Raw genomic sequence first — 15,557 nt, 5'->3', positions numbered from 1 at the left:
AAATGAAAGCCGTGCGGGCGTGCAAGGGTCAGCCAGCCAAACCGGCCAGGGATCGCACGGTGCGGATCGTGGCGGTGGCATCAGCCACGCCGCGACCTGCAATGTCGAAGGCGCAGCCGTGGCCGACGCTGCTGAAGAAAATGCCGCCGCCGACCGACAGCGCGCTCGACTGCAGCGGGCTGAGCAGCTTGACCGGGATGTGGCCCTGGTCGTGGTACATCGCCAGGTAAACGTCGTGCTTGCGCTGCGACAGCAGCAGGTCGGCGCCTATGGGGCCGTCGACCTGCAGGCCGCGCTCGCGCAGCAGCGCCACGGCGGGCTTCGTGATGGTTTCGTCTTCCGTGCCGAACAGGCCGTCCTCGCCCGCATGCGGGTTGATGCCGAATACGCCCATGCGCGGGTTCGGCATACCCAGTGCGCCCATGGCCTCGGCCATGGCCACGGCCGCATCCACGACCAGCTCGGGCGTCAGCCGGGCCAGCGCCGTGGTCAGCGGTTCGTGCAGCGTCACGTGGCCGATCTTGAGTTCCGGACACACCAGCAGCAGGAACACCTGATCGGGCGCGGTGCCGGTCAGTTCGGCAATCAGGCCGGGGTAGCCCGAAAACGGGATGCCGGCCTGGTGGATGGACGTTTCCGAGTGCGGGCACCCGACCACGGCATCCACTTCGCCACGCTGCGCCATGCCGACCGCCGCACGCACATAGGCCACGGTGGCCGCGCCCGCTTCGGCACGCACCTGGCCGGGCACGAAGGCATCGCGCGGCAAGGCGGGCACGTCCACGATGGTGACGGCATCGGCGCCCTCCCCCATGCGGTCCAGTTGCGCCTGCAGCACGTAGGCATCCCCGACCAGCAGCACGTCGACCGGTTCGTTGCGCAAGGCCAGTGCGGCCTTGACGGCGATTTCCGGTCCGATGCCGTTGGCGTCGCCCAGCGCGATCGCGATGCGTTTGCGCGCGCCGGTCGTCATAGCGGGATCGCCAGCAACGTGTCGATGTTGTGGCTGTCGCACACGGCGATGCGTTCCGCGAACTTCAGCGTGCCCGCCTCGTCCACGATGCGATCCACGTAGCGGCCGCTGGCGAACACATCGGTCTGCCCGTCACGCATGATGCGCACGACCAGGAAGGGTGTTTCGGCCTGCGCGCCCTCTTCCGAGCGTTCCAGCACCAGCGGCGTGCCGACGATATGCCGGTAGCGATGCTGCTCATAGATGTTGGCGTCACGCAGGGCCGACACACGGTCATGCAGCATGGCGCGGCTGTCGGCGTAGATCACGCCGGCCTGCATGCCCTGCGCATAATTGTCGGCGGTGTTCACGACATACAGGCAGCGCTCCACAAAGAAGTCGGGCCATTGTTCGACCGCATCGTTGTCGATGCACCGAACATACTCGGCATTGAGCACGCTCAGGCGTTCACTGGAAAAGTCGGCCATGCTCAGATCTCCATGTAGTTGCGGTAGGCATTCCAGAAGCCGCGCACCGATGCTTCGGTGGTGCGGTTCTCTTGCGTCTCGATGCCCGCGCCGCCCATTTCCAGGATGGCCTCTTCATTGGCGACCGTGCCGGCAATGCCGCGCTGCACGAAGCCGCCCACGGCCCCGTCTTCCATGGACACGAAGCCCGCCGGACCGGTCAGGTTCGATTGCTTGAGCCGCATGCGCCGCAGTTCGGGCGTGTCGTCCTTGAACCCCAGATAGGTCCAGTTCAGTACCGTCTTGTCGATGCCGGACGGCAGCACCTGGCGGATCGCCAGCGTGTTCTGGATCTGCGCCAGCACGAACCCCGGAAACACCGACAGGATCTGCAGCGTGATGCCGTCGCGGAATTCATCACAGCCGTCCAGCATGGTGGGGTCGGCCAGGGCATAGTCTTCCTTGTCGGACCGCAGCTTTTCCGCGCTGTATTCGGTGCTGGCCTGCGGCTGGTGCGACACCTTGGAATAGCTGACGTGGTGCGCGCCGCTTTCGCTCACGATCACACCGCCCTTCTGCGACAGCCGATTGATGTTGAACGTGGTGAAGAACACGTGCAGCAGACTCGCGTGGTACGAGTCCTTCACGTTTTCCATGTACAGCTTCCAGTTGTTCGGAATCGTCTGCTTGAAGCGGCCGATCACCTCGACCGGTTTGCACATGACTCGCTCGATGCGCTCGACGATCTCGTCACCCAGGTATTCCTCGATGTCGGGCACGTCTTCATGCAGGCTGCCGAACACGATGCCTGACACGCTGGCGGTGCGCAGCTTGCGCGGGCCGTGGTCTTCCTTGCAGAAGTCGGGTGGCATGCCGCCCTTCCCGTTCACGCCGTTTTCAAACGCGACGCCTTTCAGGTTGCCCTGCAGGTCGTAGCGCCACGCGTGGTAGACGCAGCTGAAGTCCTGCGCCTTGCCGCCTTCCTTGAGCGCGATCAATGCGCCGCGATGCGCGCAGCGATTTTCGAAGGCCTGCAGATCGCCTTCTTCATCGCGCACCACGATCACCGGCATGTCACCAACGAATGTCGTTCGGTAATCGCCAGGTTCTGAAATCTCGGCTTCCAGGCACAGGTAATTCCAGGTCGGGCCCTGAAAGACCTTCTGCTGCTCCTCGCGGTAGACGGGTTCGTCGCGGTACAGCCAGTACGGCACGCGGGTCAGGCCGGGCGCCCACTGGCGGGCGTCCTGAAGGGGATGGATATCGCTCATGCGCGGTCCTTTGGTGATGTCGGTCTGGCAGGAAGATCAGTTGATGGCGGTGTCAGTTGATCGAAACGTCGGCAGTGGCGATGGCCTTCTTCCACTTGATGCGCTCGGCATCCAGGAACTCGCCCATCTGCCTGGGCGTGTCGCCCACCACCTGCGCGCCCTGCTCGATGAATTTCTGCTGCACGTCGGCCATCTTCAGGACTTCGACGATGCCGGCATTGAGTTTCTGCACGACCTCGGCAGGCGTGCCTGCGGGGGCGACCACGCCGAACCAGGTGCTGACGTCAAAGCCCGGCAAGCCGGACTCGGCCAGCGTCGGCACCTTGGGCAGCAAGGGGCTGCGGGTGTTGCTGGTCACGGCCAGGATGCGCACCTTGCCGGCTTCGTGCTGGCGGTAGGCCGAGCTGATGTTGTCGAAAAAGGCGTCCACCTGCCCGCCCATCAGGTCGGCCAGTGCGGGCGCGGTTCCCTTGTACGGCACGAAGACGAAGCTGGCGCGTGCCTGGTTCGCGACCATGGCGCCCGTCAGGTGCGACGTGGTGCCGTTGCCTTGGGTGGCCACCGTGACGTGGCCATTGCGGGTGCGCGCGTAGTTCAGGAATTCGGTCGCCGACTTGGGCGGCAGGTTGTTCTGCACCGCCAGCACATTGGGCACCTTGGCCAGGATGGTCACCGGCACAAAGGCTTCGGGGTCGAACGGCAGATTCTTGTACAGGTAGCGATTGATGGCCAGCGGCGCGGGGGGCGTGGCCATCAGGGTGTAGCCGTCGGGCGCGGCCTTGGCCACCATGTCGGCGCCGATGTTGCCGCCTGCGCCAGGCCGGTTGTCGATGATGACCGGCTGGCCCCACATGGCAGTCAGCTTTTCGCCAATGATCCGCGGCAGCACGTCGGCGGTGCCGCCCGCCGAATACGGCACCACGATGCGGATCGGTTTGGTCGGGAAGTCGGCGGCGCCGGCCAGCGGAGCGGCAAGGGCAAACGTACAGGCAAGGGCCGCCGTACAGGCGGTCAGCAGGGGGTGTCTCATCCGGGTGTCCTCAGATTCGTGCAACGCCAAAAGCGTCGCATCTTGTTTTGTCGAACAGTTTGTCGCAAAGCGAACACTAGTTCGTCCTATTTGGTCGGTCAACGATTCCGGCTACTATGTTCGCAAATCGAACAAACGGCGGGATGGCACATGGTTGAGGAAGTCCGCAGCAAGGAAGACAAGGAATATGTCGCCGGCCTGGAAAAGGGGCTGGCGGTGATCGAGGCCTTCGGTATCCGCAATGGCCCGCTGACGCTGAGTGAAGCTGCGGAAATCACCGGGCATCCGCGCGCCACGACGCGGCGATCGCTGTTGACCCTGCAACGGCTCGGCTATGTCGAGACGGACGGCAAGACCTTCCGGCTGGCGCCGCGGGTGCTGCGTCTGGGCCATGCCTATGTCACCTCCAGCCCTTTGCCCAAGCTCGTGCAGCCGGTGCTGGAAGCGATCAGCGAACGGACGCAGGAATCCAGTTCGCTGGCGGTGCTGGACGGAACGAACGTGGTGTTCGTCGCGCGTGCCGCGACACGGCGCAGCCTGTCGCATGGCCTGGGGATGGGGTCACGGCTGCCGGTGCACAGCGCCGCGACGGGCAGGGTGCTGCTGGCCGCGCTGGCGCCGGAGGAAGCCGAGCACATCCTGCTGCGGATGGCGCGGCGGCCGCTGACGCCGCGTACGCGCATCGATGTGCCCGAGCTGCTGGCCCTGCTGGACGACGTCCGCCGCGAGGGCTACGCCGTCAGCGATGAAGAGCTGGAGCTCGGGCTGCGGTCGATCGCGGTGCCCGTGCAAGACATGCATGGCCGAACGGTGGCCGCCATGAGCATCGTCGCGTCCACCTCGCGCTTTACGCTTGCGGCGATGATCGACACCTTGCTGCCCGAAGTGCAGCGCGGCCGGCGGATGTTGACGGCGATGCTGTGACGCGGCGTCAAGCCATCGGTGCGTGTAACGGCACCTGCGCCAGCACGCGATAGCGCGGTCCGCCCGGGGCCTCTGACCGCGTGTACAAGGCCAGGTGGGTGAAGCGCGAAGGGGGCAGCCGGCACGCGGGCGAAGGCCCGAGTGGGGGATCGGAGACCTGGGTCGGGACACCTGCGACATCGAGCGTGACGGGCGCGCGCCGCAGGTAGCGCGCCAACGTGATGTGCGCGCGGAAAGGTCGCGAGTCGACGGGCAGGCCGGCGCCCGAGACCAGTAGCTGGACGTCATCCACCAATCCGGCAAGCAGCGGCGGCACACGATAGGTCGCCACCAGCACACGCGGCGCATCGCCTTCGGGCCAGCGTTCCAGCCCGTCGAAGGGCAGGGCGGGCAGGTCGACGACCGGTGCGGCCAGGCCGGGCAGGGCGGCGGCAAGGTGTTCGGCCTGCTGCTGCGTCAGGCCGCCCACGAACGCCAGCGTCAGGTGCAGGTCATCGAACAGCGTGGCCCGCGCGCGGGGTGGCGTGCGATAGGCCGCCAGGGTGGTCCGGGTGGGCAGGTCGGGGGCAAGCGCGATGAAGCAGCGTTGCCACGCCACGCGCGCGGTGTTGTCGGTGGCGTCGTCACGGTCGTTCGCGGCGGGGCCGGCTTCCGGATGACCAGACGCAGGCGGATCGGACACGGGTTGATCGGGCGCAGAAAAATCGTGTGCGCGATTCATGTCGGCAGTCGGGTCCTGCCTGGAAGAAGAGGCGATCATGGTCAGGCCACGGATTGCCGAGCTACCCGTGCATCGGCAAGCTGCAAGGCAAAGGCTGCAGTCGCCATCGTGACATGTTGCGCGGCGGCGGCCGCAGCCCACGCATCCCTGCGCTCCATGGCCGCCAGCATATCGCCCCACAAACGATTGGACTCGCGCCGCCGCTCGATCGTCGACTGGCCAAGAAAGCAGTAATACCAGAGCAGGCGCTGCCGGAAGTCGGTCACCAGGCGGTGCAGGTAGCGGTTGCCGGTCATCTCGGACAGCATCGCGCTCAACGCGGCGGTGGCCTGTTTGTAGTCGCGTTCATCGCCACCGGCTTCCGTCAGGGCCGACAGCCCGTCGATGGCGGCTCGCACGGCGGCCAGCTGCGCCGGGTCACCCTGGACGACGATGCGCTGCACGCACATGGCCAGCAGGTCGGCGCGGATCTCGAACAGTTCCCGTACTTCATCGCGGGTGTAGTCCGTCACGCACACGCCGCGCCACGGCATCATGCGGATCAGGCCATCGCGCTCGAGCAGGCGGAAGGCTTCGCGCAGGGGCGCACGGCTGGTGCCGAAGCGCGCGGCAATGTCCTGTTCCTTGAGTCGTTCACCGGGCAGGTACACGCCCGTGACGATGTCGTCGGCCAGACGCAAGGCGATCTGCTCGACCAGCGAATGGGTCGGGACGGGCGTCGGCACAGCAGAGCGCAGCGTGGCCATGTCGGATTCCTGAGCCGCGTGATCAGAGCGTGATGTCGAGTTGCTGCACGAGCGTGCCCCACTTGCGCACGCCTTCAGTGATCGATGCGGCCGCATCGTCGATGCTGCCACCGACCGGGTCGGCCCCTTCGGCGGCCAGGCTGGCGCGCACTTCGGGTGTCTTCAGGATACGGTCGATATCGGTGTTGAGCTTGCTCAAAATCGAGCGCGGCGTACCGGCAGGCGCCATCAGCGCAAACCAGCCGATGGCCTCGTAGCCGGGCAAGCCGGCTTCGGCCACGGTCGGCACCTGGGGCAGGGCGGGCGAACGTCTCGCGCCGGTCACCGCCAAGGCCTTGAGCTTGCCGGCCTTGATCTGTTCCAGCACCAGCGGAAAAGGTGCGAACGACAACTGGATCATGCCGCCCACCAGATCGTTGACAGCCGGGCCGCTGCCCTTGTACGGCACATGCGTCATCTTGACATTGGCCATCGACGCGAACAGCGCGCCAAACAGGTGGTTGGACGACCCGCTGCCCGATGACCCGTAGTTGAGTGCGCCCGGGTGGGCCTTGGCATGGGCGATCAGCTCGGTTACGGAATTGACCGGCACGCCCGGATGCACGACCAGCGCGGTGGCGGGCTCGGCCAACAGAATGACGGGGGCCAGGTCCTTGACCGGGTCGTACGGCAAGTTCTTGTACAGCCCCGGCGCCGTCAGAATGTTGCCGAAGGTGCCCAGCACGATGGTGTAGCCGTCGGGTTTCGATTTGGCGACCAGGTCCACGCCGATCGTGCCCGCCGCCCCGGCGCGGTTTTCGACCACCACGGATTGCTTCCAGGCATCGCCCAGCTTCTGCGCGATCACCCGGGCCAGCAGGTCCGTATTGCCGCCCGGGGTGTAGGGCACCACCAACCGTACCGGCCGGTCGGGATAGGCCTCGGCGGCGCGGGCGACGCCCTCCGGCAATCCGGACAGCAGGCACAGGCCGAGCACCAGCGAAAGCGCGCGTTTGAGCATGGTCATTTTTCCAGGAAGGTAGCGCAAGGCAATCAGCAGGCCGGCCATGAAGGCCGGCCAATGCACGCTGGCGATCAGGCGGGCAGGGCGTCGCCATGACGGCTGGCGTAGGACTGCGAAAATTCGCGCGTCAACCCAAACACTTTTGGCAACGGCCGGCCGTTCGGCAAGGTCAGCCACGCGCGCAACAGGTGGCGGCGCCGCGCCGGATCGTCCACGTCTTCGTACTTGCTGCGCGCGTGCAGCACCGAGTAGTTGTTGGCGATCTGGATGTCGCCCGCTTCCATATAGAAATTGAGCTGCACGTCGGGATCGTTGCAGAGGCTTTCGATCAGGTCGATGGCGTCCTGCTGCGCCCGGGTCAGGCGGGGCACGTCCGGATTTTCCTGCGCCAGACGCAGGTAGCGGCGCTTGTACAGCGCGCTCAGCCGGCCTTCGTGGAAGTTCAGGATGGGCACGGACTGTATCTTCATGCCGGTCGGGTGCTGGCCGCGCGTATCGAAGTGGAAGGGTTCCTGCAGGGTGGCGACCAAGTCGGGCCGACGCCGCAGGACCTCGTTGTACAGGTGCGCGACGCTGACCAGTTTGCTCATGCCGCCCGACTTGGCAGGCCGCAGGCAGAGGAGCATGAAAGCATCGCCGCCGTCGTTGTGAAACGTCAGCTCGTCGTCGGTCTGGAAGCTGCGTACCGAGTTGCCTGGTTCGACGCGCATGCCGGTGTTGGTGACGCTGTGCATGCGGTTGCCGGCGCCGTCCTGGCCTTGCGGATCGCCCAGGTGCTGGGCCAGTCCCCAGAACAGCAGCCGGCCGTCGGCATCGGAATAGTCCGCCATCGGCAGGCCGCGCAGCAGGGCAAAGCCCCGGCCGCCTTCCAGCGTGTCGCGCACTTCGGCCAGGCGTTCGGCAACCAGGGGAATCCGGAAGTCACTTGCGTCGAATCCCATGTCGGGCGTGCCGGCCGACTTGAGCGCGGCCACCGCGCCAGCCAGTTCGGCGATTTCGGCCGGCGTCAGGTGGGTGATCCAGTCGGTGCGGTCGCGCAGGCTGGCGCCACTCCAGACTTCGGGGCCGTCCAGGGGGCGGACGGGAAGCCCGCTTTGGATACCGGCCGAAGGACCGGCGTGCTGCGGGGCAGAGGGCGTCGTCAACATGGTCTGTCTCCTGATGACTGCAGGCCCGTGCAGGCGTTCAGGCCTGGCCGGGCAGTGACGCGCGGTGGCGGCTTGAGGCCGCCCCGCGTGTTCGTCAGGCCAGTTTTTAGGATTGTCGACAATCTGTCAATCCTGGGGTTTTCCAGCGCCCATGCGGGTTTGCAGGGGTTCAGCCGGGCAATGCATAGCAGGTTTGATGCGGCCCGGGCTGCCTTTCCAGGCCTGCGACTTGCACACTTCGAGTGAACGGGCGCCATCGCCCCCCAAATCATCGCGGCAGCACCGACTGCCGCCGGAGACATCGTGGAATGAATGCCGGTCGTGGGCCACTGTCGCACCTGAAGGTGCTCGATCTGAGTCGTATCCTTGCCGCGCCGTGGGCAGGCCAACTGCTTGCCGACCTGGGCGCCGAAGTGATCAAGGTCGAACGCCCGGGCGCGGGCGACGACACGCGGTCCTGGGGGCCGCCGTTCCTGAAAGATGCCGAAGGCCACGATACCGCCGAGGCCGGCTATTACCTGGCGGTGAACCGGGGCAAGCAGTCGATCACCGTCAGCCTGGATCATCCGGACGGCCAGAAGATCGTGCGCGAACTCGCGGCCAACGCCGACATCGTGCTGGAAAACTTCAAGGCCGGGACGCTGGCGCGATATGGGCTGGACGCCGCGTCCTTGCGGGCGATCAACCCCAAGCTGATCTATTGTTCGGTGACCGGTTTCGGCCAGACCGGCCCGCGCCGCGATCAGCCCGCCTACGACTTCCTGATCCAGGCCATGGGCGGTTTGATGAGCGTGACAGGTGAACGCGACGGGCAGCCCGGTGGCGGTCCACAAAAGGTCGGCGTGCCCATCGTCGACCTGATGACGGGCATGTACACGGCAGTGGCCGTGCTGGCCGCGGTCGCGCGCCGCGACCAGACGGGGCAGGGCGAGACCATCGACATCGGCATGCTGGACGTGCAGGTGGCGACGCTGGCCAACCAGGCCATGAACTACCTGGTGTCCGACAAGGTGCCGCAGCGCAATGGCAACGCCCACCCGAACATCCAGCCGCAGGACGTATTCCGCTGCAACGATGGCAATGTGATCCTGGTGGTCGGCAACGACGGCCAGTTCGCGCGGCTGTGCGACGTGCTGGGCAAGTCCGACTGGGTGCGCGACGAACGCTTTGCCACCAATGCGCAACGTGTACGGAATATCGGTGTACTGAAGGCCATGCTGGACGAGGCGTTCTCGGGCTATTCGCGCGCGGAGCTGACTGCCGCGCTGGACCGCGTGGGCGTGCCCTGCGGGCCGATCAACACCGTGCCCGAAGTGTTCGAAGATCCGCAGGTGCGTGATCGCGGCATGCTGATGCATCTGCCCCATCCATCGGGCCGCGATGTGCCGCAGGTGGCCAATCCCATCCGCTTCAGCGACGCGCCGATCCAGTACGACCTGCCGCCGCCGCTGCTTGGTCAGCATGCTGACAAGATTCTGCGCGACCTGGGTTACGACGAGGAAGGCATCGCCGGCCTGCGCGCATCCGGCGCGATCTGAATCCACGAATATCCCCTCCACATAACGACACCGAGACAGGAAGACCCCATGGACGGCATCATCGTCGAGAAAGCCCATCGTATTGCCACCGTTACGCTCGACTACCCGCCGGTCAACGTGCTGACACTGGCGCGTTACTCCGAGATCACCCGCGTGTTCGACGAGATCAGCACGATGGACGACGTCAACGTGGTGGTGTTTACCGCGAAGGGCACCAAGGCTTTTTGCGCAGGCCTGGACCTGCAGGAATTTCTGGCCGCCACGCCGGAAGAAGACCCGCATCGCGCCAGCATCGTGCGCGCCACCTTCAAGGCGATCCGCCATTGCCGCGTGCCGGTGATTGCGGCCGTCAACGGTCCGGCGCTGGGCGCGGGGTGCGTGCTGGCGGGCGCAAGCGACATCCGCATCGCGTCCGAAAAAGCCACCTTTGCCATGCCCGAGATCAACGTCGGCCGCTGTGGTGGCGGCGCGCATACCGGGCGCCTCGTGCCGCAGGGCACGTTGCGGCTGATGGCCTTTACAGGCGAGCCGATCAGCGCGTGGGAAGCGCACCGGGTCGGCATGGTCGAGCAGGTGGTGACACCGCGCCGCCTGATGCCAACCGCCATGGATCTGGCAGGCATCATTGCCAAGAAGAGCCCGATCGGATTGCGCCTGATGAAGGAAGCGTTGAACCGCATCGAGACCATGCCGGTGGACGAAGGCTACGAGCTCGAACAGCAGTACAGCACCCGTCTGATGATGACGGAAGACGCGCGCGAGGCCACGCGCTCGGTGGTCGAAAAGCGCGCGCCTGTGTTTACTGGCCGCTGATCCGACGCACTTGACCTACCCATCAAAAACGGCCCGCCGGCGTTGGCGCGGCCTGGAGACACTCCCATGAAATTGCACTGGTCGCCCAAGTCGCCCTATGTGCGCAAGGTCATGATCGTTGCGCAGGAAACCGGCCAGCTCGGCGCCTTTGAAAAGGTGCGGTCGGTCGCCGCGATGCTCAAGCCCAACGAAGCCCTGATGCGCGACAACCCGCTCAGCAAGATCCCGACGCTGGTGCTCGACGACGGGTCCACCTTGTTCGACTCGGTGGTGATCTGCGAGTACCTGAACGACAAAGCCGGCGGCACCTTTTTTCCGACGGGCGACGGGAAGTGGCCCGCGCTGCGCTGGCAGGCCCTGGGCGACGGCATGCTCGATGCCGAAATCCTGTGGCGCAACGAACGCGAGCGCAGCGACGCATCGCGCTCCGACGTGCTCATCGCGGCGTTCGAAACCAAGACGATCGCGGCGCTCGCGCTGCTCGACAACGAGGCCGAAGCATTGACCCGGACCCCGTTCGCGATCGGTCACGTGGCCGTGGCGTGCGCGCTGGGTTACCTCGATTTCCGCTTCGACGCCTTCGGGTGGCGTGCGCGCGCGCCAAAGCTGGCGGCATGGTTCGCCACGGTCGAGGCACGCGACGCCTACCGCGACACGTCGCCCGACCTGGGTGAGTGACGCCATGACATCGAAGGACCCGGCGCGCCCGTTGGTGCGCAGCGAGCGGCAGGGCAAGGTAGGCATCGTCACCATCGACCGGCCTGACCGCAAGAATGCGCTGAATCTGCAGGTGAAGCAGGAACTGGTCGAGGCCTTCCAGGCGTTTGAAGCCGATGACCAGGTCGCGTGCGTGGTGTTGACGGGCGCGGGCGGCTACTTCGTGGCGGGTACCGACATTGTCGAGATGTCGGACATGCGGCCGACCGATCACGTGCTGCTCGAAACCGACAAGGTCTTCCGTGTACTGAAGGGTTTGAGCAAACCGGTGATTGCGGCCGTGGAAGGCTATGCATTGGGCGGCGGGTGCGAACTGGCGCTGGCCTGCGACATCGTGATCGCGGCCGAGGGCGCCAGCTTTGGCCAGCCCGAGATCCGCGTGGGCATCATGCCGGGCGCGGGCGGCACGCAGCGGCTGTTGCGCGCGGCGGGGTCGTATAAGACCCTGCTGTGGACACTGACGGGGGAACGCATTCCGGCCGCGGCCTTCCATGCCGCGAATCTGGTGAGCGATCTGGTGCCCGAGGGCAAGGCGCTGGAGCGTGCCCTGGCTGTGGCGGCGCAGATCGCCGACGCGCCACCGCTCGCCGTCAGAGCCATTCGGGAGGTGGTCCGCTTTGGGGGTGACGCCAGCCTGGATGCCGGACTGGCGCTGGAGCGACGGGCGTTCGAGCGCCTGTTCGACAGCGAGGATCAAAAGGAAGGCATGCGGGCGTTCATGGAGAAGCGCGCGCCGCAGTTCAAGGGGCGGTGATCGAGGGGGTGCTGAAAGGGTCGCTGAATCGAGGGCCTTGATTCAGAGGGCCTGCATCAGGGGGCTGTGATCCAAAGGCCGCCCGACTCCGGACTGGTCGGAAAGACGTGCGCGCTCAGGTAATCCACCAGGGCGCGCAGCTTGGGTGACGGATGCTTGCTTGCTGGCCAGAGCACATGGAACGCGCCGGTGCGGCCCACGTGTTCCGGCAGCACCACCACCAGCCGGCCATCGGCAAGATGGGACCGCACGGCAAAGTCCGGCAGGCAGGCAATGCCCAGTCCACGTTCCGCAAAACACACCCGCGTCTCGCAGTTGTTGCACACCATGGATATCGGCAATTCCAGGCCGGGCGTGCCGTCGGGCAAACGCAGCGGCCACGGTTCGACCTTGCCGGTGTGGGTATAGCGATAGTGCAGGCAATCGTGGCCCAGCAGGTCCTCGGGAAACTTGGGCGTGCCGCGCCGCGCCAGGTAATCCGGAGCAGCAACGATGACTTGCCGGAAGGCCCCCAGGCGCCTGGCCGACAGTCGCGAGTCGGTCGGATCGCCCGTCCGCACGACGGCATCGAATCCTTCTTCGATCACGTCCACCAGCCGGTCGGTAAAGTCCAGGTCCAGTTCGATGTCGGGGTACTGCCGCATGAAGTCGGCCAGGATCGGCAACATCAGTTCGCTGACAAGCGGCAGGCTGACGCGCAGGCGGCCGCGCGGTGCGGCGGTGGTGGCCGACAGTTCCAGCTCGGCTGCTTCAATCTCGGCCAGAATGCGCCGGCTGCGTTCCAGGAACAACAGGCCTTCGGCCGTCAGGGTGATGCTGCGTGTGCTGCGGTGGAACAGGCGCACGCCCAGCTTGTCTTCCAGCCGCGCGACACTTTTTCCCACGGCCGAAGCCGACACGCCCAGCTGCCGGCCGGCTGCCACAAAACTGCGGGTGTCGGCCACTTGCACAAACACCACGAAGCCGTTCAGACTGTCCATGCGCCATTCCCATTGCGGACGCCCGTGTCCGCACAACGCGGAACTCTACCCCACTTTTTCTTTAATCGCCCGCTGACTATCGTGGCGGCAACGATCATTGAAGAGAGAGTTTCCGTGTCCTTGCCTGCTACGCCGACCTGTGACGAGCTGCCTGCCGCGCCTGTGCCTACGGCGTCGCCACGTGCGGCATCCCCCCTTGCTGCACCTTCTTCTGGTGCGTCACTGCATCCATCGCATCATCAAGTGGACCAGGCCGACCGCCTGCCCCTGGCATCGCTGCTGGCGCTGGCCCTGGCGGCCTTCATCACGATCCTGACCGAAGCCTTGCCCGCAGGTCTGCTGCCGCAGATGGCCGCAGGCCTGGCGGTGTCCGAATCATGGGTTGGCCAGACCGTCACGATCTACGCGATCGGGTCTTTGATCGCGGCGGTGCCCCTGACGCTGGCCACGCAACACGTGCGGCGCCGCCCCTTGCTGATGGCGGCCTTGGCAGGCTTTGTCGTGGTCAACACGATCACCACGGTGTCGACCAGCTTTGCATTGACGATGGCGGCACGCTTTGTGGCCGGAGTGTCCGCAGGGCTGGTGTGGGCGTTGCTGGCAGGCTATGCCGCGCGCATGGTCCCGGATCACCAGAAGGGCCGCGCGATCGCGGTTGCCATGGTCGGCACGCCGCTGGCCCTGTCGCTGGGCGTGCCTGCAGGCGCCTTTCTGGGCACGATGCTCGGATGGCGGGTCGGCTTCGGGATCATGAGTGCCCTGGCGCTGGTCGTGCTGGCCTGGGTGCGGATCCAGGTGCCGGACTTTGCGGGCCAGGCCTCGGGCAAGCGGCTGGCGCTGGGCCATGTATTCCGGCTGCCGGGCATCCGCAGTGTGCTGTTCGTGGTGCTGTCCTTCGCGCTGGCGCACAACCTGCTCTACACCTACATTGCGCCGTTCCTGGCGGCGTCGGGCATGCCGGGCCGCACCGACACCGTGCTGCTCGTGTTCGGCATGATGTCGCTGGTCGGTATCTGGATCATCGGTGTACTGATCGATCGTCATCTGCGTACATTGACACTCGTCAGCACACTGATGTTTGGCCTGGCGGCATGCACGCTGGGCGTGGCAAGTGATGTACCGGTGCTGGTCTATGCCGCCGTGGCCGCGTGGGGCGTGGCGTTCGGTGGCGCCGCGACCTTGTTCCAGACGGCGCTGGACAAGGCTGCGGGCGACGCGGCCGATGTCGCACAGTCCATGCTGGTCACGGTGTGGAACCTGGCGATTGCAGGCGGAGGACTGCTGGGCGGAGTGCTGCTGGACCGGGTGGGCACGGGAGCGTTTGCGCCGGTCCTGGTGGTGCTGCTTGCGGCCGCCGTGTGGGTGGCCTGGGCGGGGCGCGCGGGCTTTCCATCGAACAGCCGTTGATGCCGCAGCGCTAGGTCGCCACCCTGAGTCCTGCAGATTCAGGCCCGCAGCGAATCGCCTCAGTCCACCGTCGCGCCCGACTTCTTGACGACTTCCGCCCACTTCGGGATCTCTTTGACGACCAGCGCCTTGAAAGCCTCGGGCGTGCTGGACGTGGTTTCGATGCCGCTGGCGGCCAGCTGATCGCGCGTGGCCTTGTCGGACGACGCCTTGACCACCGCCGCGTTCAGGCGCGCGACGACATCCTGCGATGTGCCCTTGGGAGCCAGCAGGCCAAGCCAGTTCGAGACGTCATAGCCTTTCAGGCCCGACTCGGAGATCGTCGGGATATCGGGCGCGCTGGTGATGCGGGTGATGCTGGTCACGCCCAGTGGCCGGACCTTGCCGCTCTTGATGTGCTCGCCATAGACCGCGTACGAATCGAAGGTCATGGACAGGCGGCCGGCGATCAGGTCGTTGAGCAAGGGGGCGCTGCCCTTGTACGGTATGTGCAGCATTTCGACGCCGGCCATCGATGCGAACAGCGCGCCCGACAGGTGGCTCGAACTGCCATTGCCGGCCGACCCGTAGGTGAGCTTGCCCGGGTTCTTCTTGGCCAGGACGATCAGTTCCTGCACGGTCTTGGCATCGACCGACGGATGCACGACCAGCACGCGGGGCGTGGTGTGGGTCAGGCTGACGTATTCGAAATCCTTGACCGGGTCGTAGCGCAGCTTGGGGTATAGGGCCGGGTTGATGGCCTGCGTGCCCATGGTGCCAAAGAACAGCGTGTAGCCATCGGGGTTGGCCCCGATGGCCGCTTCGGCTGCGGTCGTGCCGCCGGCGCCGCCCCGGTTGTCGACCACCACTTGTTGGCCAAGCTGTTCCGACAGCTTTTGCGCCAGGCTGCGGGCCATCATGTCGGCCGCGCCGCCGGCAGGAAAGGGCACGATCAGGCGGACGGCGCGCTCCGGGTAGGCGGCGTGCGCGGGTGCGGCGGCCAGCATCAGAAAAGCGCCAAAGGTGGATGCGATCAGGCCGGCACTCAGGCTTGCCGCAAGGCGGCGGCGCAGGGAAGGGCGGTGCTTGGACATGGGCGTCTCTCTT

Annotated in this window: 16 protein-coding genes; 6 read left to right on the top strand and 10 right to left on the bottom strand. The window is 66.0% G+C overall.

Going from position 1 to position 15,557, the window contains the following annotated elements:
* Window positions 1-28: 28 nt before the first annotated feature.
* The 4 genes from IE116_RS17175 to IE116_RS17160 are packed head-to-tail and all read right to left on the bottom strand — an operon-like array spanning window position 29 to window position 3,720.
* Window positions 29-973, bottom strand: coding sequence for a PdxA family dehydrogenase (locus tag IE116_RS17175; protein WP_189614143.1), 945 nt, complete (start codon window positions 971-973; stop codon window positions 29-31).
* Entirely contained in the window at window positions 970-1,440 is a 471-nt protein-coding gene (locus IE116_RS17170; protein WP_189614142.1) for an aromatic-ring-hydroxylating dioxygenase subunit beta, read from the bottom strand. Before IE116_RS17170 ends, IE116_RS17175 begins: the two co-directional genes overlap by 4 nt.
* Before the next feature lie 2 nt (window positions 1,441-1,442).
* Window positions 1,443-2,690, bottom strand: a complete 1,248-nt coding sequence (locus IE116_RS17165) for an aromatic ring-hydroxylating oxygenase subunit alpha (protein WP_189614141.1) — start codon at window positions 2,688-2,690, stop codon at window positions 1,443-1,445.
* Between the two features lie 52 nt (window positions 2,691-2,742).
* Window positions 2,743-3,720, bottom strand: coding sequence for a Bug family tripartite tricarboxylate transporter substrate binding protein (locus IE116_RS17160; protein WP_189614140.1), 978 nt, complete (start codon window positions 3,718-3,720; stop codon window positions 2,743-2,745).
* A 150-nt stretch (window positions 3,721-3,870) separates the two neighbouring features.
* On the opposite strand from IE116_RS17160, the gene IE116_RS17155 reads away from it, so the two are divergent.
* Window positions 3,871-4,644: an IclR family transcriptional regulator domain-containing protein gene (locus tag IE116_RS17155; RefSeq protein WP_189614139.1), complete on the top strand. Its 774-nt coding sequence runs from the start codon at window positions 3,871-3,873 to the stop codon at window positions 4,642-4,644.
* Window positions 4,645-4,651: 7 nt separating this feature from the next.
* Here the strand turns inward: IE116_RS17155 and thpR are convergent, their stop codons facing one another.
* From thpR to IE116_RS17135, 4 genes are read right to left on the bottom strand one after another with little or no spacing between them, the layout of a single operon-like run.
* Window positions 4,652-5,404: an RNA 2',3'-cyclic phosphodiesterase gene (gene thpR / locus IE116_RS17150; RefSeq protein WP_189614138.1), complete on the bottom strand. Its 753-nt coding sequence runs from the start codon at window positions 5,402-5,404 to the stop codon at window positions 4,652-4,654.
* Between the two features lie 2 nt (window positions 5,405-5,406).
* Entirely contained in the window at window positions 5,407-6,111 is a 705-nt protein-coding gene (locus IE116_RS17145; RefSeq protein ID WP_189614137.1) for a GntR family transcriptional regulator, read from the bottom strand.
* A 22-nt stretch (window positions 6,112-6,133) separates the two neighbouring features.
* Window positions 6,134-7,159, bottom strand: a complete 1,026-nt coding sequence (locus tag IE116_RS17140; protein WP_189614136.1) for a tripartite tricarboxylate transporter substrate binding protein — start codon at window positions 7,157-7,159, stop codon at window positions 6,134-6,136.
* A gap of 26 nt (window positions 7,160-7,185) precedes the next feature.
* Window positions 7,186-8,262 (bottom strand): TauD/TfdA family dioxygenase, encoded by a 1,077-nt coding sequence (locus IE116_RS17135; protein ID WP_189614135.1) that lies wholly within the window; start codon window positions 8,260-8,262, stop codon window positions 7,186-7,188.
* 308 nt (window positions 8,263-8,570) lie between these two features.
* Here IE116_RS17135 and IE116_RS17130 point away from each other — a divergent pair, with 308 nt between their 5' ends.
* The 4 genes from IE116_RS17130 (at window position 8,571) to IE116_RS17115 (ending at window position 12,084) form a co-directional block, all read left to right on the top strand.
* Window positions 8,571-9,800, top strand: coding sequence for a CaiB/BaiF CoA transferase family protein (locus IE116_RS17130; RefSeq protein WP_189614134.1), 1,230 nt, complete (start codon window positions 8,571-8,573; stop codon window positions 9,798-9,800).
* A gap of 48 nt (window positions 9,801-9,848) precedes the next feature.
* Window positions 9,849-10,613: an enoyl-CoA hydratase-related protein gene (locus IE116_RS17125; RefSeq protein WP_189614133.1), complete on the top strand. Its 765-nt coding sequence runs from the start codon at window positions 9,849-9,851 to the stop codon at window positions 10,611-10,613.
* A gap of 66 nt (window positions 10,614-10,679) precedes the next feature.
* Complete coding sequence (locus IE116_RS17120; RefSeq protein ID WP_189614132.1) at window positions 10,680-11,291, top strand: glutathione S-transferase; 612 nt, start codon at window positions 10,680-10,682, stop codon at window positions 11,289-11,291.
* Window positions 11,292-11,295: 4 nt separating this feature from the next.
* Complete coding sequence (locus IE116_RS17115; RefSeq protein WP_189614131.1) at window positions 11,296-12,084, top strand: enoyl-CoA hydratase-related protein; 789 nt, start codon at window positions 11,296-11,298, stop codon at window positions 12,082-12,084.
* Window positions 12,085-12,140: 56 nt separating this feature from the next.
* Here the strand turns inward: IE116_RS17115 and IE116_RS17110 are convergent, their stop codons facing one another.
* Window positions 12,141-13,064: a LysR family transcriptional regulator gene (locus IE116_RS17110; RefSeq protein ID WP_189614130.1), complete on the bottom strand. Its 924-nt coding sequence runs from the start codon at window positions 13,062-13,064 to the stop codon at window positions 12,141-12,143.
* A 222-nt stretch (window positions 13,065-13,286) separates the two neighbouring features.
* Here IE116_RS17110 and IE116_RS17105 point away from each other — a divergent pair, with 222 nt between their 5' ends.
* Window positions 13,287-14,471 carry an MFS transporter gene (locus IE116_RS17105; protein ID WP_373303049.1) on the top strand — a complete coding sequence of 395 codons (1,185 nt, stop codon included), beginning with the start codon at window positions 13,287-13,289 and terminating at the stop codon, window positions 14,469-14,471.
* A 59-nt stretch (window positions 14,472-14,530) separates the two neighbouring features.
* Here the strand turns inward: IE116_RS17105 and IE116_RS17100 are convergent, their stop codons facing one another.
* Window positions 14,531-15,544 (bottom strand): Bug family tripartite tricarboxylate transporter substrate binding protein, encoded by a 1,014-nt coding sequence (locus IE116_RS17100; RefSeq protein WP_189614129.1) that lies wholly within the window; start codon window positions 15,542-15,544, stop codon window positions 14,531-14,533.
* Window positions 15,545-15,557 lie beyond the last annotated feature (13 nt).

The organism is Pigmentiphaga litoralis, assembly GCF_014651835.1.
In the GTDB taxonomy this organism is placed as follows: Bacteria; Pseudomonadota; Gammaproteobacteria; order Burkholderiales; family Burkholderiaceae_B; genus Pigmentiphaga; species Pigmentiphaga litoralis.
Note: the sequence above shows the minus strand (reverse complement) of the source record. Positions and strands in the feature narration are given on the sequence as shown.